This is a genomic window from Stenotrophomonas sp. C3(2023) (assembly GCF_032911385.1).
In the GTDB taxonomy this organism is placed as follows: Bacteria; Pseudomonadota; Gammaproteobacteria; order Xanthomonadales; family Xanthomonadaceae; genus Stenotrophomonas.
This window is the reverse complement of sequence record NZ_JAWJLO010000001.1, coordinates 1,185,531-1,209,734: the sequence shown is the minus strand read 5'-3', so window position 1 is coordinate 1,209,734 and position 24,204 is coordinate 1,185,531. Positions and strand designations below refer to the sequence as shown.

Sequence of the window (24,204 nt, the reverse complement as noted above, 5' to 3'; positions counted from 1 at the left end):
GCGCTTACAGCAGGACCACATCGAACTGCTCCTGCAGGTACTGCTCGTCGGCCTGGAAACGGATGCTCTTGCCCAGAAACTCTTCCAGTTCAGCGACCGCGGTGGACTCGTCGTCGGTGATGCGCGCCACCACCTTGGGCGAGGCGATCACCAGCAGGCGTGCGGCATCGAACTGGCGCACCGCACGGGTGATCTCGCGGAAAATCTCGTAGGTCACGGTTTCGGCGGTCTTGATCGAACCGCGGCCGCTGCATTCCGGGCACGGCTCGGAGAGCTGGCGCTCCAGGCTTTCCACGGTGCGCTTGCGGGTCATCTCCACCAGCCCCAGCGGCGAGAACTCGTACACGGTGGTCTTGGCGTGGTCGCGGGCCAGCGCCTTTTCCAGCGTGCGCAGCACCTGGCGGCGGTGTTCCGGATCATCCATGTCGATGAAGTCGATGATGATGATGCCGCCCAGATTGCGCAGGCGCAGCTGCCGCGCCACTGCCTGGGCCGCCTCCAGATTGGTCCGGAACACGGTTTCTTCGAGGTTGCGCTGGCCGACGAACGAGCCGGTGTTGACGTCGATGGTGGTCATCGCCTCGGTCTGGTCGATCACCAGATAGCCGCCGGATTTCAGCGGCACCTGTTTGTCCAGCGCGCGCCCGATCTCATCCTCGACCCCGAACATGTCGAAGATCGGGCGGTCACCGCCGTACAGCTCCAGCTTCTCGGCCAGCACCGGCATGTACTTGGCCACGAACGCCTGCAGCTGGGCGAAGGTTTCCTTCGAGTCCACCTTCACCTTGTCCACGTCCTTGCGGATCAGGTCGCGCACCGAACGCAGCGGCAGGCTCAGGTCCTCGTAGATCACCGAGCACGAGGGAGCTTCGCGCCCCCGGCGCTCGACCACGTTCCAGACCCGCGACAGGTAGGCCACGTCTTCGGCGATGGCTTCGGCCGGCTGGCCTTCGGCATTGGTGCGCACGATGTAGCCGTAGCCGCCATGCTGGGCCGACAGCTCGGAGACCAGCGCCTTCAGACGGGCGCGCTCGGCTTCGTCCTCGATGCGCGCCGACACCCCGACCACCTTGGACTGCGGCAGCAGCACCATGTAGCGCGACGGAATGCTGATCTGGGTGGTCAGGCGGGCGCCCTTGCTGCCGATCGGATCCTTGACCACCTGCACCACGATGTCCTGGCCATCGCGCAGCAGTTCGACGATCGGAACCGACGAAAGCGGCAAGGAGGTGTTCTCGGTATCGCCATTGGCGACCGGAGCCGGGCGTACCACGTCGTTGGCGTGCAGGAACGCGGCCCGCTCCAGGCCGACGTCGACAAAGGCGGCCTGCATGCCGGGCATCACGCGCTGCACCTTGCCCTTGTAGATGTTGCCCACTACCCCACGGCGCCAGCCACGTTCGATGTGCAGTTCCTGCAGCATGCCGTTCTCGATCACCGCGACGCGGGTTTCGCGGGGCGTCACATTGACCAGGATTTCCTCAGACATCAGCAGCGGCCTCGGTGGCGGAAACGGTGGAGAACGGGAGGCCGACCTGCGCCAGCAGCGCATCGGTGTGGTGCAGGGGCAGGCCCATGACCGCCGAATGGCTGCCGGCCAGATGGGTGATGAAGCGCTCGGCGCCGCCCTGGATCGCGTAGGCGCCGGCCTTGTCCATCGGCTCGCCGCTGGCAACGTAGGCGGCGATGGTCGCCGCATCCACCGTGGCAAACGTTACCTCCGACACCACCAGCGTGTGATGCAGCGCATGCTCGCCTGCCAGCACCACGGCGGTCAGCACCTCGTGGGTGCGTCCGGACAGTGCGTGCAGCATGGCGCAGGCGTCAGCCGCGTCGGCCGGTTTGCCGAACACGCGATCGCCCAGCACCACCTCGGTGTCCGAGCCCAGCACCCAGGCCGCCTGTGCGCCACCGGCGGTCTGCGCCAACCCCGCACGCGCCTTGTCGGTGGCAACGCGCAGCACGTAATCACGTGGCGACTCGCCCTCCGCGCGTACTTCGGGCACTTCCAGCGCGAGCGTCTGGAAGGGGCGGCCAAGGCGGGCGAGCAGCTGTGAACGACGGGGGGAGCGGGAGGCAAGATAGAGCATCTGACAAGCATAACCTGCGCGGCAGGCCTGAATCGTCGGCAACCGGGGCCGAAGCCCCGGCAACCCCACTGCGGCTCACAACGCGTTCATTCCCCTGCCAGCACCCTCGCTGCACACCAAGGAGATCTCCATGCGTCGCCTGTCCATTTCGCCTCTGCTGCTTGCCCTGTCGCTCGCCCTGGGAACCTCGATGACCGCACATGCCGCCACGCCCGCCTACGCTGCCGCGCCTGCCGATGGCACGCTGCTCAACGTCTCGGCCAGCGCCGAGGCCAGCCGCGTTCCCGACATCGCCTCGCTCTCGGCCGGGGTGGTCACCCAGGCCGCCGACGGCAAGAGCGCCATGGCACAGAACGCCCAGCAGATGAGCCAGGTGCTGGCCGCCATCAAGGCCGCCGGCATCGCCGAGCGCGATGTGCAGACCAGTGGCGTCAATCTCAGTCCGCAGTACCGCTACGCGGACAACGAGGCGCCGAAGATCACCGGGTACCAGGCCAGCAACACCGTCAGCCTCAAGGTGCGCGACATCGCCAACCTCGGCAAGGTGCTTGACGCGCTGGCAGCGCAGGGCTCGAACCAGATCAACGGTCCGACGTTCCAGATCGACGAGCCGGGCCCGGTCGAGGACGAGGCCCGTCTGGCCGCACTGAAGAAGGCCCAGGATCGTGCCGAGACGTATGCCCGCTCGCTGGGCCTGAAGGTGCGCCGCATCGTCAGCATCTCCGAGAGCAGTGGTGGCATCCGACCGGTGATGATGGCCCGCATGGCCGCCGCGCCGATGGCAGCCGACATGTCCACGCCGGTGGCCGCGGGAGAAACCACGGTGTCGGTCAACCTGGACGTGGTCTTCGAACTGGGCCGCTGATCCCTCATGCTTCGGCAGGTGACGACCCTTGGGTCGTCACCCTGATGCATCACGATCGTGCACGACCCGGGGGCTGCCGTGCCCCGGTTAAGCAATTTTTCACTGTTACGTCACTCGCTGGAAACCTAGATTGGCGCCGTTGCGGGAGGGGGACCGCAGCGTCCAGGCCGCAAGGCCACCCTGCCAGGAGAGTGCCGTGAACCATGTTCGTCCGCGCATCATCCGTTGCCGCCATGGCTCGCGCCTGGCTGCCTCCATCAACCAGGCTCTCACCGGCGGCGCCCTGCTGCTGGCAGGCGGTCTGGCCGCCCCAGCGCTGGCCCAGGAGCGGGCTACCAACCTCGACCGCATCACCGTCACCGGCTCCAACATCCCGCGTACCGATACCGAAACCCCTTCGCCCGTCCAGGTGATCAGTCGCCAGGAGCTGGACCGCACGGGCAAGACCACCGTGGCCGAGTATCTGCAGACCCTCACTTCCGATGGCTCCGGCTCGGTGCCCAAGACCTTCGGCAATGGTTTTGCCGGCGGTGGCGCGGGCATCTCGCTGCGCGGGCTGGGCGCAGGCTCCACCCTGGTGCTGCTCAACGGCCGACGCATGGCCACCTACGGGCTGGCCGACGACGGGCAGAAAGTCTTCACCGACCTGAGCACCATTCCGCTTGATGCGGTGGAACGGGTGGAAGTGCTCAAGGACGGCGCCTCCTCGATCTACGGCTCCGACGCCATCGCCGGCGTGGTCAACATCATCCTGCGCAAGGACTTCACCGGGGCGATCCTGCGCGCATCGTACGGTCTGTCCGGCGACAGTGACGGCGATGCCCGCAAGGCCACGCTGACCGCCGGTACCGGGAGCCTGGCCGAAGACGGTTGGAACGCCTTCTTCAGCCTGGACGTGGGCAAGACCGACGGCATCCGGGTCAGCGACCGGCGCAACCGCAAGTGGATCGGCACCGGCGACCTGCGTCCATGGGGCTACAGCGCTGGCGGCAGCCAGTTCCTCGGCGGGGCCATCACCGGCGGCGGTGCCGGCGGCGGCGTGTCACCCACCGGCAGCCTGTTCGACCCGGCCACCGGCCTGCTGGTCTCGCTGCCTGGCTGCGCCGCGTTCTCCAACGTGACCCCGCAGGACCCGGGTGGCGGCTGTCTGTGGGATGTCGGCCAGTTCCGCGACCTCAGCCCGGAAGAGAAGTACGCCAACGTCTTCAGCCGCGCCACCTTCGCCATCGGCGACAGCGCCGAGGCCTACGTCGAAATGGGCTACTCGAAGAAGGATACGGTCTTCAGCAATACGCCCTCCAGCGTCTCCGGTACCTGGGGCTACCCGGGTGGACCGGTCAACGCCAACAGTGGGCCCGGCGCCACCGTGCTGCATGCCAGCCATCCCGACAACCCCTATGGCGTGCCGGTGCGCGTGCGCTACTCGGCGTGGGACGTGGGCCCGCGGGTAACCCGAAACAGCAACGAGTTCACCCGCTTCCTGGCCGGCGTCAAAGGTACCTGGGGCGACTGGGACTACGACACCGCCTATCTGCATTCGTCGACGAACCTGGTCAGCAAGCGCACCGGCTTCCTGCGTTACAGCGCCGTGCAGTGCGTGCTCGGTGATCCAGCCTGCGCGGCAGGTACCTGGAACATCGGCCAGGGCTCGGCGGCCAATCCGCAGAGTCTGTATGACTACATCTCACCGATCATCCAGGCCAACGCCAAGAGCAGTCTGGACATCTTCGACTTCAAGGTGAACCGTTCGCTGATGGACATGGCCGGCGGGCCGCTCGGCCTGGCGCTGGGCACCGAATGGCGGCGTACCAGCAACACGCTCACACCGCAGACCTATACCGACGTCGGCGACATCATCGGGCTGGGCTATTCGGCTTACGACGGCACACAGAACGTCTACGCGGCCTTCGCCGAACTGAGCGCGCCAGTGATGGAGCAGCTGGAGCTCAACGCGGCGGTGCGCTATGACAAATATGAAAGCGGCGACGATGCGGTCAAGCCGAAGGCCGGCTTCAAGTGGACGCCTGCCCCCTGGTTCGCCCTGCGCGGCACCTATGCAGAAGGCTTCCGCGCGCCGAACCCCGCTGAGAATGGCGATGGCGGCCTGGCCGCGTTCTCCAGCGCGCGCGACCCGGTGCGTTGTCCGGAAGGCAGCCCCGCACCGGGTGGCACGCAGGACGACTGTGGCCTGCAACCGGTGGCGATCATCACCACACCCAACCCGGCTCTGGAACCTGAAGAGTCCAAGAGCTATACGTTGGGCATCGTGCTGCAGCCCACCCGCACCACCTCGATCACCATCGACGCATGGCGGATCAAGCGGATCAACGAGATCGCGCAGGGCGCTACGGCCGATGCCATTGCCGCAGGCAACGTACTGCGCGACACCGACCTGCTCAACGGGGTTCCCGGCACCGGCTCGATCCTGGCCGTCAACACCGGGTACGTGAATGCCAACTCGTCCAAGGTGGAGGGCATCGACACCGACATCCGCCAGGACATTCCGCTCGGGACCGCCGGTGACCTGCGGCTGGACTTGCAGTGGAGCCACATCAACAAGTTCGAGCGCACCGAGGGTGACACCACCCACGAATACGCCGGTACCCATGGCAACTGCGATGTGACCAACTGCATCGGCACGCCGAAGGACCGCATCAATTTCGGTGCGACCTGGACCTATGAAGCCTGGTCGCTGAGCGGCATCGTCAATTACATCAGCAGCATGGACAACCTGGCCGAGACCGGGGGCACCAAGGAGGACGACTGCCTGAACTTCTATGCCGATGGCCGCCCTGCCCCCGGCGACTGTTCGGTGGCCTCGTTCACCACGTTCGATCTGTCGGCCAACTGGAAGGCCAACGAGCATCTGGAAGTGTTCGGCTCGGTAGCCAATGTGTTCGACCGCATCGCGCCGCTCGACCCGGCCACCTATGGCGGCGTGAACTACAACCCGCTGCATTTCAGCGGCGCCATCGGCCGTTACTTCACGCTGGGGGCGAAATACACGTTCAACTGAGTTCTTCCAGGTGACACGCAGCAAAAAAAAAATCCGCATCGACCGATGCGGATTTTTTTCTGTGCCACTTGAATGGCGCCCGAAGTTGGACTCGAACCAACGACCCCCTGATTAACAGTCAAGTGCTCTAACCGGCTGAGCTATTCGGGCGGGGCAGACCGCAAGTATAGCGACTCTTCACGCGCGATGGTAGGGGTGATTGGCCAGCATCGCCGCAGCGCGATACAGCTGTTCGGCCACCACCAGCCGCACCAGCATGTGTGGCAGGGTCAGGGGACCGATCGACCACTTCTCGTCCGCCAACGCGGAGACCTCCGGCGAATGGCCTTCCGGTCCGCCGATGAGGAAGGCCATGTCGCGGCCTTGCCCGCGCCAGTGCTCCAGTCGCTGTGCAAGCTGCTCGGAGCTGAGCTGACGACCGGGGACATCCAGCGCCACCACGTAAGCATTTTTCGGCAGTGCCGCGATCACCCGACGTCCTTCATCCTCGGTGGCGCGGCGCGCGTCACGCCCTTTGCCACGCAGGCCCGGCTCGATCTCCACCAGCTCGAACGGCAACCAGTGCGAAAGCCGCTTCTGATACTCGGCAAATCCCTGCGCCACCCAGGACGGGGCACGTTCGCCGGTGGCGATCAATCGGGCTTTCATCAGCATTCCTCCAAACAGCAACGGCGCCATCGGCGCCGTTGCAGCACGACCACGTGTGCGGCGGTCAGACCGCTTCGTCTTCGGCCTCGGCCGGCGGCTGGTCGCCCACCGTCCACAGGCGTTCCAGCGCATAGAACTCGCGTACGCGCGGCAGCATGACGTGGACGATGATGTCGCCCAGGTCGACCAGCACCCACTCGGCTTCGCGTTCGCCTTCCACACCCAGCGGCATGACGTCGATCTTTTTGGCAAAGCGCACCACTTCATCGGCGATGGACTTCACATGGCGGGTCGAGGTGCCCGACACCACCACCAGGTAGTCGGCCACGCTGGACCTGCCGCGCACGTCGATCTCGACCAGATCCTTGGCCTTGAGGTCTTCGGTCGCCTGACGGACGCTGGCCAGCAGCTCCGGCACGGACGGCGGCGGGCTCGGCAGATCGACCTTGATGGTCTGGGGTTGGGTCTGGTTGCTCAAAAGCGGCTCGATTCGATGAACGTGGCGGCAATTATACGGCGGTCAGGCCTCGGCGGTATTCCCCTACCTTCACATCTGTTGTTTCCGGGGCTGACTGCCCACCCGCACCCGATTCCGCCGTAGGCGACAGGTTGCGAGGCTGTCGTTGCAGGCATCCCTGCCGCATCACCGGGAGCACGCATGAACGCCTCAGGGTTCATCAAGGTCCTGCTCATTGCCGGTTGCCTGGCTTTGGCCAGCGCGGCCAGCGGCATGCCCACGCCGCCGCGGCCGCAGACGATGACCGCAGGCGCTGCTCACAGCGTCGACGGCTACACGTGCGCCAGCCGCAGCCCCTCGAGCACGCTGCACACGCCGCTCGAGGTGCCTTCCGGTTCGCGGAAGCCGGTGCTGCGGGCACTGCGCGCCCACATCGAACGCACCGGCGAGGTTCCCCAGCAGATACGCTGCCGCTACACCGGCAGTCATGGCGGCAACCGGGCAGTCGACACGCTCCATTGAACCACGCGCACGTAGAGCGGGGCTCTGCCCCGCTGCTCCGCGCGAAAGCCCAGCCACGTAGAGCGGGGCTCTGCCCCGCTGCTCCACGAAGGCCCAGCCGGGCAGAGCCCGGCTCTACACGCGCCGCGCGTCGGCGCGGCGGGGTCAGGAGGCGGCGCCGTACAGCCCGTGGGCCTGCACGTATGCCGCCACCTTCGGCGGCACCAGCTCGCGCCAGGCGCCGTCGCTACGGATTGCTTCGCGTACCTGGCTGGCCGATTCGCTGCGCAGCGGATGATGCAGCCGGAGGACACGGCCGGCAGGCTCGGCGAACAGCCGCTGCGGATCGTCGGTGAACCTGCCGGCCAACGCCGCGCCCAGTTCCCCATCCGCTGCGTCCTGCAGGCGGCTGCCAGGACGCTCGGCCACGATGAAATGGGTCAGCGGCAGCAGCGCCTGCCAGCGGTGCCATCGGGGCAGCCCCAACAGACTGTCGGCGCCGATCAGCCAGGCCAGCGGCCGCGCCGGGCCCAGTTCGGCACGCAGCCCGGCCAGCGTATCCACGGTGTAGGACGGCACGCCCGGTGTGGCCGCCGCTCGCACCAGTTCGCGCCGGTCCAGCAACAGACCCGGCTCGTTGCCGATGGCCAGCTCCAGCATCGCGCAGCGTTGCTCAGCGCTTGCTCCGGGCGCCTGCCGGTGCGGCGGATCGGCCGCAGGCAACAGCCGGACAGCGACCTGCAGCTGATCGCGGGCGGCGCGGGCAATGGCCAGATGGCCGTCATGCACGGGATCGAACGTTCCGCCGTAATACACGCGCAGCGTCATGGCTCAGGCGCGCGCCAGCAGACGCACGGCCCGCGGCTCGGCCACCACGACCAGCAGCCGCTCCAGCGCCAGCCAGGCGTCGCCATCGGCGCGCCCCTTGGCGATACGGTCGACCAGCCCGGCCTCGGCGACAAAGCGCTCCCAGCGCTTGCTCTCGGGATGGCGTTGCAGCGCGCGCTTGTACGGCGCCTGACGTGATTCCCAGATGCCACGCGACTTCATTTCGGCCGCCAGATTGCCTCCACGCGCCTGCGCGCGGGCAAGCCCGGCGCCGGCCAGCAGTTCGCGGATGACCATCGGCATCAGTGCGGCAACGGCCTCACCCTCGCCGCGCAGGCCACCGAGCATGCGCAGCACCGCCGGTGCCTGGCCGGAGAAGGCGGCTTCGAGCAGACGGAACACGTCGTAGCGGGCGGCATCGGCCACCAGCGATTCCAACCGCTCCACATTCACCGGCTGGCCAGGCTCGACCAGCAGGGCGAGCTTGTCGATTTCCTGAGCGGCGGCCAGCAGGTTGCCTTCCACGCGCTCGGCAAGGCGCTGCACTGCCTGCGGCTCGACCCGCAGGCCCTTGGCGCGCAGCCGCCGCTCGATCCAGTCGGGCAGCTCGTGCGGCTTGATCGCCCAGGCCACCGAGAGTACGCCGACGCGGTTGACCGCCTCGGCCCACTTGCCCTGATGGGACTTGCTCCATTCATTGGCGGTGATCAGCAGCACCACGTCCGGTGGCGGATTGGCACAGAAATCGCTGATGACCTCTGCCCCTTCCTTGCCCGGCTTGCCACTGGGCAGACGCACCTCGATCAGGCGCCGCGCGCTGAACAGACTGGGCGCATTGAAGCCCTGCTGCAGCGTGCGCCAGTCGAAGTCACGGCCATCGGCATCGAACACCTCGCGCTCGCCGATCCCTTCGGCGCGCGCGCGGGCGCGCACCGCATCGGCTGCCTCCAGCACCCGCAGCGTTTCCGGACCGGCGATCAGGTACACCGGCGCGAGCGGTTGACTGCCCGACGCACTGGCCAACTGCTCCGGGCGTTGTTCCATCAGCGCCTGCTCATTCCCGCACCGGCGCGGGGGCCGGCGTGTCGGTGGTCGTGGCCGGAACACCCTTGGTCAGGTCGTTGCCCTTGGCCAGCTCGGCACGCACCACGCTGTCGATGCGGCGGATGATCGAGGCCGACATCTCGCGGCGCAGTTCGTCAGCCAGGATTTCACGCTCGGTGGTGGTACCGGTGGCATCGGTCGGCGGCGACACGTAGTCGCGAGCCAGTTCGATCACCTGCTGCGGCACCAGCTCGCTGCCGTCTTCGCGGGTGAACTTGAAGATCACCGCGTAGCGCAGGCTGTATTCCTGGGCGCGGCCCTGGGCATCGATGGCGATGGGCAGGTCGCCCCAACGCTCGGACACCACCTGCAGGCGCGCGGCCGGTGTGGTGGCGTCGGCATCGGCGATCACCGCACCCGAGCCTGCCAGACTGCGGCGCAGCAGCTTGGCCAGTTCGCTGTACGGCGCGGTGGAAACCACCTGCACCGCCGATGTATCGGCCGGCAACATCAACTTGTTGCGCAGATGGAAGCCGCAACCGGTCAGACCGAGGGCGAGGGCGAAGGCAAGCAGGTATCGGGTCATGGGCACAGTCTGGAGGAGCCGGGCAGTAGCGGCAACAGGCAGGCATCGTGCCCGAAGCCGCGTGAACGAGGGTTGAGACCGGCGCCCGACGGCGGACAGGGTCTGCCCTGCCCGCCCCGGGTGTCGGGCACGGTCAGCCGACGACGATGTTCACGATCTTGCCGGGCACGATGATGATCTTGCGCACGGTCAGGCCATCCATGAACTTCGCCGCGTTCGGTTCGGCCAGTGCCAGCGCTTCAATCTGCTCGCGCGCGGCATCGGCGGCCACCTCGATGGTGCCACGCAGTTTGCCGTTGACCTGCACCGCCAGGGTGACCGCATCACGCACCAGCGCGGCCGGGTCGGCCTCGGGGAAGCGCTGGTCTTCCAGCAGGGTCTCGCCCAGGCCCAGCACCTGCCACAGAGCATGGCTGGCGTGCGGGGTGATCGGGTTGAGCAGCAGCACGATCGACTGCAGGGCTTCCTGACGGACCGCACGTCCCTGCGCACTGGCATCGTCGAACCTGGCCAGCGCGTTCATCAGCTCCATCACCGCGGCGATGGCGGTGTTGAAGCTGTGGCGGCGACCGTAGTCGTCGCCGACCTTGTCGATGGTCTCGTGGGTTTTGCGGCGCAGTGCCTTCTGCCCGGCATCCAGCGCCGCCACGTCCAGCGCCGGTGCGGCGCCGTCAGCAGCATGCCGGTGCACCTGGGTCCACAGGCGGCGCAGGAAACGGGCCATGCCGTCCACGCCGGCTTCGTTCCATTCCAGCGACTGTTCCGGCGGTGCAGCGAACATCGAGAACAGACGCACGGTGTCGGCACCGTACTTGGCCACCATGGCCTGCGGGTCCACGCCGTTGTTTTTCGACTTGGACATCTTCTCGGTGCCACCGACCACCACCGGCTGGCCGTCGGCGATCAGGGTGGCGCCGGTGATGCGGCCGCGCTCGTCGCGCTGCACTTCCACGTCGGCCGGGTTGATCCAGTCCTTGGACCCGTCCGGATTGGGACGGTAGTAGGTTTCGGCGATCACCATGCCCTGGCACAGCAGGTTCTGCGCCGGTTCGTTGCTGTCCACCATGCGCGCGTCGCGCAGCAGCTTGTGGTAGAAGCGGAAATACATCAGGTGCAGGATCGCATGCTCGATGCCGCCGATGTACTGGTCGACCGGCAGCCAGTAGTTGCCGCGCTTGTCCACCGCATCGCGGGCACCCGGCGAGGTGTAGCGGGCGTAATACCAGCTCGACTCCATGAAGGTGTCGAAGGTATCGGTCTCGCGCTCGGCCGCGCCGCCGCACTCGGGGCACGTCGTCCTGCGCCACTCCGGATCGGTCTTGATCGGCGAACCGGTGCCGGAGAACGCCACGTCCTCCGGCAGCACCACCGGCAGCTGCTCTTCCGGCACCGGCACGGCACCGCACTTGTCGCAGTAGATCACCGGAATCGGGCAGCCCCAGTAGCGCTGGCGGCTCACGCCCCAGTCGCGCAGGCGGTAGTTGACCCGGCGCTGGCCCTGCGCCTTGCGCTCGAAGCGCTCGGCCAGGGCTTCAAACGCCCCCTGGAAATCCAGCCCATCAAACTCGGCCGAGTTCACCAGCTCGGTCTGCCGGCTCTTGTCGCTGTACCAGTCCTGCCAGCGGGTCCCATCCCAGCTGCGCTCGTCGTCGTTGCGCGGGTCCTTCAGCGCGATGACCTGGCGGATCGGCAGCGCATACTTGTTGGCGAACTCGTTGTCGCGCTGGTCGTGACCCGGCACCGCCATCACCGCGCCGGTGCCGTAGCCCATCAGCACGAAGTTGGCCACCCACACCGGCACCTGCTCGCCGGTCACCGGGTGCACGGCGCGCAGGCCGGTATCCATGCCACGCTTTTCCTGGGTTTCCAGTTCAGCCTCGGAGACACCGCCCTGCTTCAGCTCGGCCAGCAGCGCGGCCAGCGCCGGGTTGCCCGTGGCGGCGTGCTGGGCCAGCGGGTGCTCGCCAGCGATGGAAACAAAGGTCACCCCCATCACCGTATCCGGGCGGGTGGTGAACACGCGCAGCGGATCGAGTGCGCTGCCATCGACATCGCGCACGTCGAACTGGATTTCCAGCCCCTCCGAGCGCCCGATCCAGTTACGCTGCATGGTCTTGACCGACTCCGGCCAGCCCGGCAGCTCGTCCAGGCCGTCCAGCAGCTCCTGGGCATAGTCGGTGATGCGCAGGAACCACTGCGGAATCTCGCGCTTTTCCACCAGCGCGCCCGAACGCCAGCCGCGGCCATCGATGACCTGCTCGTTGGCCAGCACGGTCTGGTCGATCGGGTCCCAGTTCACCACCGAGTTGCGGCGGTAGGCCAGGCCCTTGCGCATCAGCCGGGTGAACATGCGCTGCTCGTGAACGTAGTAGTCCGGGCGGCAGGTAGCGAACTCGCGCGACCAGTCGATGGCGTAGCCCAGCGACTTGAGCTGGCTGCGCATGTGGTCGATGTTCTTGTAGGTCCACGCCGCCGGCGCGGTCCTGTTCTTGATCGCCGCGTTCTCGGCCGGCAGGCCGAAGGCATCCCAGCCCATCGGCTGCAGCACGTTGTGGCCGGTCATCCGCTTGTAGCGGCTGATCACATCGCCAATGGTGTAGTTGCGCACATGGCCCATGTGCAGCGCACCGGACGGATACGGCAGCATCGACAGGCAGTAGTACTTGGGCTTGTCCGAGGTCTCGTTGACCTCGAAGGCACCGGTGGTGTCCCAGTACTGCTGGGCGGCATTTTCAACCTGCTGCGGGTCGTAGGCGATGGGGTCGGCGCTGGTCATGGAACACGCGTATGCGGCGGCAAAGCTGGATAGGGTACCTCAGTGTGTCGCCGGCCTCCATCGGCCCCGCCCCGCCCCGCCCCGCCCCCACCCCATCGGGCGGGCCCGGTCCAGCTCAAGGCCAGCGCCGCACCAGCTGTGGCGCCACGGCCAGCCACAGCAGCCACGCCCCGAACACCACGCGTTGGGCCAGCGGCTGGGCGACCAGCCCCTGCAGGCCGAATCCCGCCACCGCCGCCAGCACGGCGCATCCTGCCGACAGCAGCGCCAGCCCGCCGGCCTGCCGACGTACACCGGCAGCCAGCAGCAGCGCGCCGGCCACAAAACCCAGCACCCAGACCATCCAGGCGCTGGCATGCAGCTGGCTGGCCAGACCGTCGAGGTCCTCGACCTGAAGGGGCAGCAGCCCCATGCCGGCGAAGGCCAGCGCAGCCACCACCAGCATCTGCGCCCCTAGCCGCCCGCTCCAGGCGGCCGTTCGTGGCAGCCGCGCCCGCAGGTGCAGGGCCCACATCGCCGCCAGCAGGCCCGGCAGAATCCAGGCCAGCAGATTGAACGCCAACGCGTGCGGCATCCCCCCTGCGCCGAGCAGCGCCACGGGATGGCGGCCCTGCAGGTAGCCGGGAAGCGCCGCGCCGAAGCCGACAACCGACACCACGAACAACACGGCGGCCAGCGGACCGGGCAGACGAAAGACAGCAGATGCGCGCATGGACCACTCCGGCAGAGAAGGCCCCCATTGTCGACGATCCCTGGCGCGAGTTGACGCACGACATGTGCCGGATCGGCGGACGGTTGATATCGACACGGCACACCCCCATCAAATCGGACAACTGCCGCAGACCGGGATTTCCATGAGCGAGACCGCGCACGTTTTTGACGCCACCACCGAGACCTTCGAAGCCGAGGTCCTGCAGAAGTCACTGCAGGTGCCGGTGCTGGTGGACTTCTGGGCGACCTGGTGCGGCCCCTGCAAAACCCTGGGGCCGATGCTGGAGAAGCTCGCCAACGAGTACAACGGTGCCTTCCAGCTGGCCAAGGTCGACGTGGACAAGGAGCAGCAGATTGCTGCCGCCTTCCAGATCCGTTCGGTGCCGACCGTTTATCTGGTCAAGGACGGCCAGCTGGTAGACGGTTTTCCCGGCGCGCTGCCCGAGGGGCAGCTGCGCGAGTTCCTGACCCAGCACGGCATCACCCCGGCCGAGGCCAGCACCGAAGCCGAAGGCGTCGAGCCGGCACCGTTGAGCCCACAGGAAAAGGTGGACGTGCTGCGCGCCCAGATCGTGGCCGAGCCGGACAAGGACGAGCTCAAGCTGGACCTGGCCGTCGCCCTGTTGCAGGTGGGCCAGGTCGATGAGGCACGCGGCCTGATCGACGGCCTGCCGGCCAACCTCTCCACCGATGACCGCGCGGTGCGCGTGCGGGCCCGGCTGGAGTTTGCCGCCGCGCTGAAGGAGGCGCCGGCCGCCGAGGTGCTGCAGGCGCGCATTGCCGCCGATGGGGGCGACCTGCAGGCGCGCCATCTGCGCGGTGTCCAGCTGCTGCTGGCAGGCGAGGACGAACCGGCGCTGGAGCAGTTCCTGGAAATGCTGCGACTGGACCGCACCTACGAGAACGGACTGCCGCGCAAGGCGCTCATCGACGCGTTCAACGTCATCAGCGACGAAGACCTGGTCAGCCGCTATCGTCGGCGCATGGCCGCCCTGCTCTTCTAGGCGCTGAGCCCGCTGCTGATCCGCGCAGGAGCAGCAGCGGCCATCCCGGCCTCGTCACTGACGCAATGGAAACCGGAACCGGTGGCACGCGCGGCCTGTCACCGGCGCTTGGCCAGCGCGCTGCGCCGGATGCAGGTCCATCGAAGCTGCGCACGCACGGTCGGCGACGGCCAGCCAGCTGGGCGCGGGTTGAGCGCCGCTTGACGCCAACAGCTCTTGCCGCAGGGCATGTGCAGCGGGAACGTGGAGCTCCGTGGCAGCCTGCTGCCGTCGAGGGAGCGCACCGGACATGCACGCCGTTTCCATGGCCACCCTGCTCGGCCTGCTCACCGCCGCGCCTGCCCCCAGCGAGCGCGCACCGCTGCAGGTGCCGGCCATCGACAGTGGCGCGCTGGTGGCGCGTCAACAGCTGCACTACCGCACGATGTACCCGGCCAAGCCGTTCCCGCGCGCCACGCTGTACTACTACGCCAATGGTGTCTACCGCATCACCTCGGCCGGCGAGGACCATCTGGGACTGTATGTGATGCGTGGGAACTTCGACGATCCCACCTACACGGTGCATTACATCTCCGTCCCCTCGCCGGACTGGGGCGGGCGCCCCGCCTATCACACGCTGACCTTCATCGATGACGGCCAGCGCGCCGGCACCTTCATCCAGGACGCCATTGCCGACGAAGGCAAGGCACTGGACCGGCAGGACGGCCGTTTTCTCACCCTGCTGCCGGCAGCCACCCCGCCGCCGTGATAACTACGCGCGGCGCAACCGCACCAGCAGGCTGGCCGCCGCCGCACCGGTGGCCAGGGCGGCCACGCCCTGCCAGCCCCAGCGTGCCAGTGCCAGCGTGCCGAGCGCACCACCGCTGGCCATGCCGATGAAAACACCGGTGAACAGCAGCGCATTGAGCCGGCTGCGTGCAGCAGGCAGCAGCCCGTAGACCAGGGTCTGGTGCGCGACCAGCGCCGACTGGAAGCCGAAATCAAACAGCAGCGCACTGATGGCCAGCAGCGCGAGCAGCGCAGCGGCTGACAGCCCGCCCCCGAGCAGCAGCAGCGCAAAGCCGACCAGCGCCACGCCGATGGCCAGCCGCGCCACGACCGTGCTGCCGAGCCGGTCGGCGAAGCGCCCGGCCAGCGGCGCGGCAAGCGCACCGGCCGCACCGGCGATACCGAACGCCCCGGCGACCGCACTGCCCAGGCCCAGCTGCTGCTGCAGCATCAGTGCCAGGGTGGACCAGAACGCACTGAAGCCCACTGCCAGCAGCGACTGGCTCAGCACGGCACGGCGCAGCGAGGGCTGCTCGCGCCACAGCCGCCACAGCGAGCCAAGCAGGGCCGGATACCGCAATGTGGTGGTGGCCGCGAAGCGCGGCAGCGCCCGTGCCAGCACCACGCCCATCAGCGCGACCGCGATGGCCGCCAGCACGTACAGGGTGCGCCAGCCCCATGCCTGCGCGACTACGCCACTGACCACGCGCGAGAGCAGGATGCCCAGCAGCAGGCCGGTCATCACCTTGCCCACCACCTGCCCGCGCCGGGCCTCCGGCGCCAGTGCGGCGGCGGCCGGCACGATGTCCTGCGCCAGCGTCGCCGCCAGCCCGATCAACAGGCTGGTCAGCAACAGGCCCGGCAGCTGCCCGGCCAGCGCCGCACCACCCAGCGCGAGCGCCAGCAGCGCGGACTTGCACAGGATCAAGCTGCGCCGGTCGAACCGGTCACCTAACGGCGCCAGCAGCAGGATGCCCAGTGCATAGCCAAGCTGGGTCACCGTGGGTACCAACCCGGCGCCGCCCCCTTGGGCGTGCAGGTCGCTGGCGATCAATCCCAGCATCGGCTGGCTGTAATAGAGCGAGGCGACCGAGAAGCCGGCACCGGCGGCCATTGCCAGCACCAGCGCGGAGGACGGGGAAGCGTCGCTGTCAGTCAGGGAAGCAGCATGTGTGGAAGAAGCGGACATCGGCGTGGACCAGAGCGGAGAGGTGGCCAAGGTTGCGCCCATTCGACCCTCGTCTGTAGTAGCCTCCAAGGCATACCTCGCATACGCCATGCGCATGACCGACAGCCCCGTATCTGCTGACCGCCTCGAACTGCTGCGCACCTTCCTGCGTATCGTGGACAGTGGCAGTCTGTCGGCGGCCGCCGCGCAGCTGGGCACCACCCAGCCCACCGTGAGCCGACGTCTGCAGGCGCTGGAACGCCAGTTCGGGCTGCGGCTGCTGCAGCGCTCCACACACGGGCTGCAGCTGACCGATGACGGACGGCGTTGCCAGCAGATGGCACAGCGCGTGGTGGACGAGTGGGATGAACTGCAGGCCGCACTGCAGGGCGAGCCGCAGGTTCTGCGCGGCCGGTTGCGGGTGATGGTGCCCCACGCGTTTGGCCAGGCCCAGCTGCTGCCCTCGATGCTGACCTTTCTGGCCAGCCACCCGCAGCTGAGCATCGAATGGATACTCGACGACCAGCGTACCGACTTCATTGCCGGCGGCATCGACTGCGCCGTATGGGTGGGACCGGTGGACGAACCGCGCGTGGTCGCCCTGCCGCTGGCCGAGGTTCCCCGCATCGTCGTGGCAGCGCCTTCGCTGCTTGCCGGTGGGAAGGTGGACACGCCCGAAGCACTGCAGGCCCTGCCCTGGGTGTCGTTGACCACGTTCTACCGCGACAGCATCGTGCTGCGTGACCCGCACGGCCATGCGCGGCAGATCGACATCCGGCCGCGCCTGCTCAGCGACAATCTGTTCGTCGTGCAGCAGGCCGTACGCGCCGGGCTCGGCGTGGCGGTGGTGTCGGCCTGGATTGTTGCCGAAGACATGGCCAGCGGCGACCTGGTGCAGCTGCTGCCCGCCTGGCAGGCGCCGCCGCTGCCGGTGCATGTCGTCTTCCCCGGCACCCGCCACCAGCCACCGCGCCTGCGCGCGTTCATCGAGGCGATGAAGCAGGCGTTGCCCGGAGTGCATGGCATGCAGGTTCGGGGGCTCGGAGACGCCGCACTCAGGGATCAGGTTGTGTTAACGTCAGATTCACAAACTTAACGGCGAGCCGAACGACAAATGTTCTGGAGGCGCCTTCACACGGACGTGAGTCATGACACCTGCCAACGCAGTTCGGGCCCTTTCGCCCTTCGCAATCGTAGTCGTCGCAGCGGGTGCCTCGCTTGCGATGTCCTCCGCCTACGCGGACACGCTCTCTGACGAAGGCGCCATCTTTGCTTGGGATGACCTGGGTGCCCGACTCAAGGCCAGCCAGGAAGTGAGTGCATTGGGACCGGACCTGATGGGAGATCGGATAAGTCTTTCCAACGGGGCACTTTCATTTGTCGTGACTGACGTCAGTCTTCCGGGTAACAGCGCGATTCCCGTTGAGTTGATACGGCGCTTGGAAATCAAGGACCGCAAAGGTGTTGCCATGGACGGAATGCTGGCCGACTGGCAGATCGAGGCCCCAAACATCAGTGGAGTTTTCGCGCCGGACTGGGTCGGAACGGGAAGCCATCCCGGCGGTCGCTGCACGGCCGCCACCCTACCGGTGGTGCACGTTCCGTACAAGCACGACGATTTCTGGGAAGGGCTTACGTTGAACATACCCGACGGCGGCGAAGTTCTTCGCCGCAACCCGGCCAGTCCTGCCCCGACCGACGGAAACGTCTACCCTTGGAATACTGCCAGCCAGATACAGATCGGGTGCTTGACCAGCATAAAGAACGGAACCGGCGATGGCTTTTTCGCCCGCACCCCGGATGGTCTCACCTATTACTTCGATTGGATGGCGCGCAATGACGAAAAGAAGATACGACCAGCGCCGCTATACACGACATCAAATCCACATCCCACTGTCTCCACGCTCGATCGAAAGCGCAACGCACTCTACGCAACACGCGTCGAAGATCGCTTCGGCAACCGTGTGGAGTACACCTACACGAATGCCTGGAACGAGCCGGCTAGACTCACACGCATAGCTGGCACAGACGGCCGCCTGCTGACCATTGCCTACGCGGGCCAATATATCTCGACCGTCGACGCAGGTTCGCGCAGATGGACCTACACCGTCGATCCTGCCAGCAAGTCGCTGAGGGGCGTCACACTCCCTGACGGAAGCAGATGGGAATTGCAGCTGGCTGAATTCGCTCAGGCCTTCATAGAGTCACCCGTTCCCCAGTACAGCTCGCTTCCACCACATCCTTATGACATCCCAAGCGGGCAGGTGATCCTGCCGGACGACGTCTTCCGCTCATGCGCCGAGACATTCAGCGGCCCGGCGATCGGCAGCCTGAGCAGCCCTGTCGATCACTTGACCGGAACCATCATCCATCCCTCTGGGGCGGTCGGTGTCTTTAAAATTGACCTGCAGGAACATGGCCGCAGTCACGTCCCGCTGTCCTGCAAGAACGTAACGACCGTGGGCTCTACTCCGCCGTATTGGGGCTACGGCAACGATCCCAGCGATGATATTCCTCTGTTCCCCATCTCCGCGTTCACGTTCACCCTTCGCAGCAAGACGCTGAGCGGCCCCGGAATGCCATCGGCGAACTGGACGTACAGCTACGCTCCCAACATCAGCTATTACAGATACCCGGGCACTACCGAAGAGTACCCTGTATGCCCGTATGGCTCGTTCACCGAATGCGCGGCCCCGCCATGCACTTCCGACGCGTGCGCACGAAGCAGCATCACTACCGTAAACGAGCCTGACGGCAGATGGCGCCGATTCTTCCATGGCAATACCTATCGTTACAACGAGGGCAAGCTGTTGCGCGAGGAAATCGGCAGCGGCACGTCGATTGCACGCGCTGTTACCTACACGTACGACCTGACGCAGACCGATGGCAGTTACATGGCCGCATTTGGAAGTAGTCTGCGTCTGAATGGTGACGGCTTCCAGAGCGAGTACCACCGCCCCCTCCGCACCAGGACCATTACGCAGGAGGGAGTCGATTTCGTCCGGGAGAATGTTTCTTTCGATGCATTTGCGAGGCCCATCCTCGAGAAGCGGTACAACTCACTCGGATACACGCGCTCGGAAGCCGTGTCCTATTTCGACAACACCAGCAGGTGGGTGCTGGGGCAGCTGGCGCGGCGCACATGCACGGCGCCCGCTGACTGCGCCGGCCAGATCATGGTCGAGGTGGAGTACGAACATGATCGCGCACTACCCACTCGGACCTGGCGATTCAACGCGCTAGACCAGTATATCGATCACCACGCCGACGGAACCATTTCCCGGATCGCAGACGGCCGCACCTCGGCGTCTTTCTCGACAGCCAGCCAGCTGAACGACTGGAAATTCGGCCATCCACAGCAAATCGTCAATCCGGATGGCACCCTCCAGCGATCAGTAGTGGACGGCAACGGTTGGATCACCAGTAAAACCGACGAGAATGGTTTCACGACCCGGTTCGGGTACGATGCAATGGGCCGCGTCAATCAGGTTATTCATCCGGCCGGAGATAGTGTTGCCTGGGCGCCGACGACCATCGAGTTCCGCGCCCTAACAGCTGCCGATGGTCGTCCTCCCGGCATCGCGCCAGGGCAGTGGCGGCGCATGGCGTCAGAGGGGGCACGTCGTGAAATCACGTACTTCGACGCCATGTGGCGTCCCGTTCTGACGCACGAGTACGACGATGCGAACATGGTGGGAACGCTTCGCACCACGTTGAAAGACTATGACGCCTCCGGTCGGCTGGTGTTCCAGTCCTATCCGAGTCAGGACCTGATACCGGACGCACTCGGCATCTGGACCACTTATGACGTACTGGATCGCGCGCGCATACAACGAAGCGACTCGGAGCTGGGTCCGCTGACCACCGTCACTGATTACCTGCCGGGCATACAGACGCGCGTGGTGGATCCGCGTGGAATCATCACCCTGACCAGCTTCGACGCCTACGATGAGCCTCGCTACGATCTGCCTGTCAGCATGGATATGGCCGAAGGCATCCACACAGAGATCGACAGGGACGTGTACGGCAAACCGGTAAGCATCAGCCGAGGAGGAGCCCAATGATTCTGCGGATCATGGCCCTGCTGGCGCTGCTCGCCGTGTCTTCGAGCGTATACGGGCAACGTCAGCGCGGCGCATCCATCAAGCTGACATCCGTGACCAGCACTGACCTTGTCGCCCCAGCGAATGTCGCGCTGAAGATCGAACTGCTGGATGACATTGTCAACGGCGTTCATGAGTCCGTCGAACTGAACTCCCTTGCTGTTTATCGCAACGGTGAACTGCAGGCGTTTGAGGCGAACTGGGATCAGCCCTCCCCGCAAAGCTTTTCTGCCTCTGACGTCCCTGCAGGCGTCTACGATTACCGCGTGAATGGTACCGGCGTGTCTTATGACGCGATGGGCAATGAGAGTTACCGCGAACTGGTTTCAGCGACAATCCGTGTTGTGGTCAGCGCGGCGACCGGACATCTACAGGCTCTACCTCCGCAGTGCGCGATTGCATGGGGAGCGAGTTCCTGCACAACAACGCTATCGTGGAGTTCGAACGCAGCGGGCGCCTACCTCGTACAGGCAGATGCGGCAGGCAGCGGTGGAACGGTGATCGCGCACGGCGCGTCAGGAAGTGTGACTGCCGCCGTGACGGCGGCGGGATCGCGCTTCTCGCTTGTTGCAGGGCCTCAGGTCCTGGCGAACATCAATGTCACTGGAATACCGACCCAGAACGCCGCGCCACACGCGTCCATCACGGCGCCCGCGGCCAACTCGACGTGGATGGCCGGCACTGTGGTCGCTCTGCAGGCTGCCGCCTCCGATGCCGACGACGGCGTCGCCCAGGTGAGGTTCTACGTTGATGAAGTGCTCGTAGGCCAGCGTAACGCTCCGCCTTGGGATCTGGGTTGGGCCGCAAGTCCTGGCCATCATACGGTACGAGCGGTGGCCGTCGACACGCGGGGGGCGGAAGCGAGTTCTGCTGGCATTCCATTCGCTGTGGCTGCCCCGCCCGTGGTCACCCTCACCTCTCCCGTGGATGGTGGTGTGCGAGCCGCGCCGGGCACCTTCGCACTCAGTGCGATGACTTCCCAGCCCATGGGCGTTGTGACAAGGGTGGACTATCTGGCGAACGGCAACGTCGTTGCTACATCGCACACTGCACCGTTTGCTGCCACGGCAACCGATCTGGCTGCAGGCAGCTATGTCTTCCAGGCTCGTGCAACCGACAACCATGGTTTTACCGGCACAAGCGCAGGTGCGACGGTAACAGTGATCGCCTCCACAGGCGGCACTGGTGGTCCCGGAGGCCAAACGCTGACCCGCCACTATGTCTACGACGCCAATCAGCGATTGTGCAAGGTCGTCGAGCCTGAAACCGGCGCCACTGTCATGAGCTATGACGGTGCCGGCAATCTTATCTGGACGGCAGCTGGCCTGAACCTGCCTGACACCACCCAGTGCAACCGTGACGTCGCCGAAGCGAGTGGTCGCGTAGTGACCCGCAGCTACGACCTGCGTGGCAGGCCACTGACCCTCCGGTTCCCGAACGGTGAGGGGAACGTGGACTACGTCTACACTCCCGATGGGCTGCTGCGGTCGGCCACCGCCTTCAACGAGGGTGGCCAGGCACCTGTGCTGACCCAACTCCAGTACAACACACGTCGCCAGTTGACTTCGGAGCGGATATCACAACCGGGGTGGTATGAGTGGCCAATCACATACGCTTATGATGCCTTGGGAAATCTGGCGAGCGAGACGTCGGCCAGCGGTCTTGTCCTTGATTACGCGCCCAATGCACTTGGACAACCAACCCGGGTGGGCAACTTCGCCTCGGGCGTCCTGTACGCCGCAGACGGGACAGTGAAGCAATTCACCTATGGCAACGGCATTACCTACACAGCACAGAAGAACACGCGTCAGCTCATCAGTCGCAGCACTGATGCCGGTGTTCTGGATTACGACACCCGATATGATGCCAATGGCAATGTATCGGACATCTACGATCTTCAGCAGGGACCACACTACAACCGTCACATGACCTATGACGGCAGGGACCGGCTCATATCGGCTGGCGCCAACTACTTTGGCGGCGACTTCTGGCATCGATTCACCTATGACGCGCTGGATAACATGCGCAGCTGGCGGCTGCCCGGCGTCAAAGATCACCAGTACTGGTATGACGCAAGGAACCAGCTGACGAACATTCGTGACGCGGGTGGCGGCACAGTGGTCGGGATGGCCTACGATCCACAGGGCAACCTGACGACGAAGAACGGCCAGCATTATCAGTTTGATTTCGGCAACCGCCTGCGGACCGTGCGTGATCTGCAGATGTATCGATACGACGCGTTTGGGCGACGGGCCCTATCGCACGATCCGGCCAAAGGGAACATCCTGTATCAGTACGCACAGGATGGACGGATTGTTTACGATGTGAACGAAAGAAAAGGCGCGAGCACCGACCACATCTACCTCGGCACCCGCCTGCTCGCGCGCAGACAGTTCAGCGCACACAACGGGGCAATGTCTTACAGTTACATCCACGTGGATGCCCTGGGAAGCCCTGTTGCGGTCACTGATGCGGCAGGCCAGGTCGTCGAGCGCACGCATTACGAACCTTATGGAAATCCGATGAGCTCCGTGTCCGATGCGCCTGGATATACCGGCCACGTAATGGATGCGGAGACCGGGCTCAGCTACATGCAGCAGCGCTATATGGATCCGCAACTGGGCGTGTTCCTGTCGGTAGATCCAGTAACGGCTTACGAAAGCCCTATCGGTATGTTCAACCGCTACAGATACGCATCAGGGAACCCTTATCGATATACGGATCCTGATGGCCGCTGTGATACATCTTTCTGCGAGTTCTGGGGGGGAATTGGGCGCGCAGTTGCCGATACCGGCTACAGTATTATCCGGAATACTGGCCCTAGCGTGTACGGCACCGTAGACATGTCCCGGACGCGGCAGCTAAATGATGGGCCGTTCTTTGGTGCGCCGGCGAGCCAAGTTGGACAAGGCGGCTACAAATTCGGCTCTGCATTGATCGTCGCGCAGGGTGCAAGAGGATTTGGCCAATCTGCAGGCGTGCTTGCTGCCAAATCAGGGACGGCGGCGGAAATGGCGTCAGTTACATCAGTAACAATCCAAACCAATCCTCGAAATTTGATCCCTACTCAGACTAAGGCTGAGATATCTGGCTCTCAAGTAAGACGCTTGGCATCCGACATGAGGCGAAACGGCTACGATCAGTCGAAACCTGTGGATGCGATTCGCAACGAGAGGGGGCGTTTGGAGATTCAAGATGGGCATCACAGAACCGCGGCCGCCAAACAGGCCGGAATTGTGAAAATTCCGGTGACGGTATGGGATCAGGGAATGAAATGAATACAAAGTATCGCGCCACATTTGTTGTTCCACTGGGAGCACAACGGATGCTTGGCGATGTGGGATGGGAGTTCTTTTCCCGGAACCGGATTGCGCAAGAGATTGTCGACAATCTAATCACTGAACTGGCTTTGGTCGAGTCCAACACGAGCCTTGGAATGCAGGAGTTCATTGGGGAATATGCGAAAGCAACTGTGCTTCGTGATGAGCAAGGCCAGGCCGAAACTATTTACCTGCGGGCCTATGGAGATCGTGATATTCATAGTGAGCTGTTGCGCGCACTGTCCCTGCTACGAGACGGGGGGGCAGTAGAGGTATTCTCTCCGTCTCGTTGATGTGATTGCCCTCCCCTGTCGCCTCG

General features: G+C 65.4%; 19 protein-coding genes and 1 tRNA gene. 9 read left to right on the top strand and 11 right to left on the bottom strand.

The window, feature by feature from the left end; translation table 11 throughout:
• Positions 1–4 precede the first annotated feature (4 nt).
• Both rng and RZA67_RS05270 read right to left on the bottom strand, forming a co-directional pair.
• On the bottom strand, positions 5–1,489 hold the full coding sequence (gene rng / locus RZA67_RS05275; RefSeq protein ID WP_317211580.1) for a ribonuclease G: 1,485 nt from the start codon (positions 1,487–1,489) through the stop codon (positions 5–7).
• Complete coding sequence (locus RZA67_RS05270) at positions 1,482–2,090, bottom strand: Maf family nucleotide pyrophosphatase (protein WP_317211579.1); 609 nt, start codon at positions 2,088–2,090, stop codon at positions 1,482–1,484. Before RZA67_RS05270 ends, rng begins: the two co-directional genes overlap by 8 nt.
• Before the next feature lie 130 nt (positions 2,091–2,220).
• Here RZA67_RS05270 and RZA67_RS05265 point away from each other — a divergent pair, with 130 nt between their 5' ends.
• Both RZA67_RS05265 and RZA67_RS05260 read left to right on the top strand, forming a co-directional pair.
• On the top strand, positions 2,221–2,955 hold the full coding sequence (locus RZA67_RS05265) for an SIMPL domain-containing protein (protein WP_317211578.1): 735 nt from the start codon (positions 2,221–2,223) through the stop codon (positions 2,953–2,955).
• Positions 2,956–3,151: 196 nt separating this feature from the next.
• Positions 3,152–5,971 carry a TonB-dependent receptor gene (locus tag RZA67_RS05260; RefSeq protein ID WP_317211577.1) on the top strand — a complete coding sequence of 940 codons (2,820 nt, stop codon included), beginning with the start codon at positions 3,152–3,154 and terminating at the stop codon, positions 5,969–5,971.
• A 73-nt stretch (positions 5,972–6,044) separates the two neighbouring features.
• Here the strand turns inward: RZA67_RS05260 and RZA67_RS05255 are convergent.
• From RZA67_RS05255 to rsfS, 3 genes are all read right to left on the bottom strand, one after another.
• Positions 6,045–6,121, bottom strand: a tRNA-Asn gene (locus tag RZA67_RS05255).
• Positions 6,122–6,148: 27 nt separating this feature from the next.
• Complete coding sequence (gene rlmH, locus RZA67_RS05250) at positions 6,149–6,619, bottom strand: 23S rRNA (pseudouridine(1915)-N(3))-methyltransferase RlmH (RefSeq protein ID WP_317211576.1); 471 nt, start codon at positions 6,617–6,619, stop codon at positions 6,149–6,151.
• Between the two features lie 64 nt (positions 6,620–6,683).
• Positions 6,684–7,097: a ribosome silencing factor gene (gene rsfS, locus RZA67_RS05245; protein WP_317211575.1), complete on the bottom strand. Its 414-nt coding sequence runs from the start codon at positions 7,095–7,097 to the stop codon at positions 6,684–6,686.
• A 180-nt stretch (positions 7,098–7,277) separates the two neighbouring features.
• Between rsfS and RZA67_RS05240 the strand changes: the two genes are divergently transcribed.
• Entirely contained in the window at positions 7,278–7,598 is a 321-nt protein-coding gene (locus tag RZA67_RS05240; RefSeq protein WP_317211574.1) for a hypothetical protein, read from the top strand.
• A gap of 144 nt (positions 7,599–7,742) precedes the next feature.
• Here RZA67_RS05240 and nadD read toward each other — a convergent pair whose 3' ends face one another.
• The 5 genes from nadD to RZA67_RS05215 all read right to left on the bottom strand — a co-directional run bounded on the left by nadD (position 7,743) and on the right by RZA67_RS05215 (position 13,523).
• The gene (gene nadD / locus RZA67_RS05235) at positions 7,743–8,405 is read right to left on the bottom strand and encodes a nicotinate-nucleotide adenylyltransferase (protein ID WP_317211573.1); all 663 of its coding nucleotides are present in this window, start codon (positions 8,403–8,405) and stop codon (positions 7,743–7,745) included.
• Between the two features lie 3 nt (positions 8,406–8,408).
• Complete coding sequence (holA, locus tag RZA67_RS05230) at positions 8,409–9,449, bottom strand: DNA polymerase III subunit delta (RefSeq protein ID WP_317211572.1); 1,041 nt, start codon at positions 9,447–9,449, stop codon at positions 8,409–8,411.
• A 10-nt stretch (positions 9,450–9,459) separates the two neighbouring features.
• Positions 9,460–10,035: an LPS assembly lipoprotein LptE gene (lptE, locus tag RZA67_RS05225; protein ID WP_317211571.1), complete on the bottom strand. Its 576-nt coding sequence runs from the start codon at positions 10,033–10,035 to the stop codon at positions 9,460–9,462.
• Between the two features lie 133 nt (positions 10,036–10,168).
• The gene (gene leuS, locus RZA67_RS05220) at positions 10,169–12,811 is read right to left on the bottom strand and encodes a leucine--tRNA ligase (protein ID WP_317211570.1); all 2,643 of its coding nucleotides are present in this window, start codon (positions 12,809–12,811) and stop codon (positions 10,169–10,171) included.
• A gap of 115 nt (positions 12,812–12,926) precedes the next feature.
• Positions 12,927–13,523 (bottom strand): DUF998 domain-containing protein, encoded by a 597-nt coding sequence (locus tag RZA67_RS05215; RefSeq protein WP_317211569.1) that lies wholly within the window; start codon positions 13,521–13,523, stop codon positions 12,927–12,929.
• 142 nt (positions 13,524–13,665) lie between these two features.
• On the opposite strand from RZA67_RS05215, the gene trxA reads away from it, so the two are divergent.
• Together trxA and RZA67_RS05205 are read left to right on the top strand one after the other, a co-directional pair.
• The gene (gene trxA, locus RZA67_RS05210; RefSeq protein WP_317211568.1) at positions 13,666–14,526 is read left to right on the top strand and encodes a thioredoxin; all 861 of its coding nucleotides are present in this window, start codon (positions 13,666–13,668) and stop codon (positions 14,524–14,526) included.
• Positions 14,527–14,815: 289 nt separating this feature from the next.
• Positions 14,816–15,274 (top strand): hypothetical protein, encoded by a 459-nt coding sequence (locus RZA67_RS05205; RefSeq protein ID WP_317211566.1) that lies wholly within the window; start codon positions 14,816–14,818, stop codon positions 15,272–15,274.
• 3 nt (positions 15,275–15,277) lie between these two features.
• On the opposite strand, the gene RZA67_RS05200 is transcribed toward RZA67_RS05205, so the two are convergent.
• Positions 15,278–16,408 carry an MFS transporter gene (locus RZA67_RS05200; protein WP_317213822.1) on the bottom strand — a complete coding sequence of 377 codons (1,131 nt, stop codon included), beginning with the start codon at positions 16,406–16,408 and terminating at the stop codon, positions 15,278–15,280.
• Positions 16,409–16,577: 169 nt separating this feature from the next.
• Between RZA67_RS05200 and RZA67_RS05195 the strand changes: the two genes are divergently transcribed.
• The 4 genes from RZA67_RS05195 (at position 16,578) to RZA67_RS05180 (ending at position 24,178) form a co-directional block, all read left to right on the top strand.
• On the top strand, positions 16,578–17,558 hold the full coding sequence (locus tag RZA67_RS05195; protein ID WP_317211564.1) for a LysR family transcriptional regulator: 981 nt from the start codon (positions 16,578–16,580) through the stop codon (positions 17,556–17,558).
• Between the two features lie 127 nt (positions 17,559–17,685).
• The gene (locus tag RZA67_RS05190; protein WP_317211561.1) at positions 17,686–20,526 is read left to right on the top strand and encodes a hypothetical protein; all 2,841 of its coding nucleotides are present in this window, start codon (positions 17,686–17,688) and stop codon (positions 20,524–20,526) included.
• Positions 20,523–23,843, top strand: coding sequence for an Ig-like domain-containing protein (locus RZA67_RS05185; protein WP_317211559.1), 3,321 nt, complete (start codon positions 20,523–20,525; stop codon positions 23,841–23,843). Before RZA67_RS05190 ends, RZA67_RS05185 begins: the two co-directional genes overlap by 4 nt.
• Positions 23,840–24,178 (top strand): hypothetical protein, encoded by a 339-nt coding sequence (locus RZA67_RS05180; protein ID WP_317211557.1) that lies wholly within the window; start codon positions 23,840–23,842, stop codon positions 24,176–24,178. Before RZA67_RS05185 ends, RZA67_RS05180 begins: the two co-directional genes overlap by 4 nt.
• The last annotated feature ends 26 nt before the right edge of the window (positions 24,179–24,204 follow it).

Excerpts from the sequence above, each read along its gene's own strand:
- RZA67_RS05270 (WP_317211579.1), bottom strand. The coding sequence starts at position 2,090 with ATGCTCTATCTTGCCTCCCGCTCCCCCCGTCGTTCACAGCTGCTCGCC.
- RZA67_RS05200 (WP_317213822.1), bottom strand. The coding sequence starts at position 16,408 with ATGGCCGCCGGTGCCGGCTTCTCGGTCGCCTCGCTCTATTACAGCCAG.
- RZA67_RS05185 (WP_317211559.1), top strand. The coding sequence starts at position 20,523 with ATGATTCTGCGGATCATGGCCCTGCTGGCGCTGCTCGCCGTGTCTTCG.
- RZA67_RS05190 (WP_317211561.1), top strand. The coding sequence starts at position 17,686 with ATGTCCTCCGCCTACGCGGACACGCTCTCTGACGAAGGCGCCATCTTT.
- RZA67_RS05205 (WP_317211566.1), top strand. The coding sequence starts at position 14,816 with ATGCACGCCGTTTCCATGGCCACCCTGCTCGGCCTGCTCACCGCCGCG.
- RZA67_RS05180 (WP_317211557.1), top strand. The coding sequence starts at position 23,840 with ATGAATACAAAGTATCGCGCCACATTTGTTGTTCCACTGGGAGCACAA.
- nadD (WP_317211573.1), bottom strand. The coding sequence starts at position 8,405 with ATGACGCTGCGCGTGTATTACGGCGGAACGTTCGATCCCGTGCATGAC.
- rng (WP_317211580.1), bottom strand. The coding sequence starts at position 1,489 with ATGTCTGAGGAAATCCTGGTCAATGTGACGCCCCGCGAAACCCGCGTC.
- leuS (WP_317211570.1), bottom strand. The coding sequence starts at position 12,811 with ATGACCAGCGCCGACCCCATCGCCTACGACCCGCAGCAGGTTGAAAAT.
- lptE (WP_317211571.1), bottom strand. The coding sequence starts at position 10,035 with ATGACCCGATACCTGCTTGCCTTCGCCCTCGCCCTCGGTCTGACCGGT.
- RZA67_RS05215 (WP_317211569.1), bottom strand. The coding sequence starts at position 13,523 with ATGCGCGCATCTGCTGTCTTTCGTCTGCCCGGTCCGCTGGCCGCCGTG.
- RZA67_RS05195 (WP_317211564.1), top strand. The coding sequence starts at position 16,578 with ATGACCGACAGCCCCGTATCTGCTGACCGCCTCGAACTGCTGCGCACC.
- RZA67_RS05265 (WP_317211578.1), top strand. The coding sequence starts at position 2,221 with ATGCGTCGCCTGTCCATTTCGCCTCTGCTGCTTGCCCTGTCGCTCGCC.
- holA (WP_317211572.1), bottom strand. The coding sequence starts at position 9,449 with ATGGAACAACGCCCGGAGCAGTTGGCCAGTGCGTCGGGCAGTCAACCG.
- rlmH (WP_317211576.1), bottom strand. The coding sequence starts at position 6,619 with ATGAAAGCCCGATTGATCGCCACCGGCGAACGTGCCCCGTCCTGGGTG.
- RZA67_RS05240 (WP_317211574.1), top strand. The coding sequence starts at position 7,278 with ATGAACGCCTCAGGGTTCATCAAGGTCCTGCTCATTGCCGGTTGCCTG.
- trxA (WP_317211568.1), top strand. The coding sequence starts at position 13,666 with ATGAGCGAGACCGCGCACGTTTTTGACGCCACCACCGAGACCTTCGAA.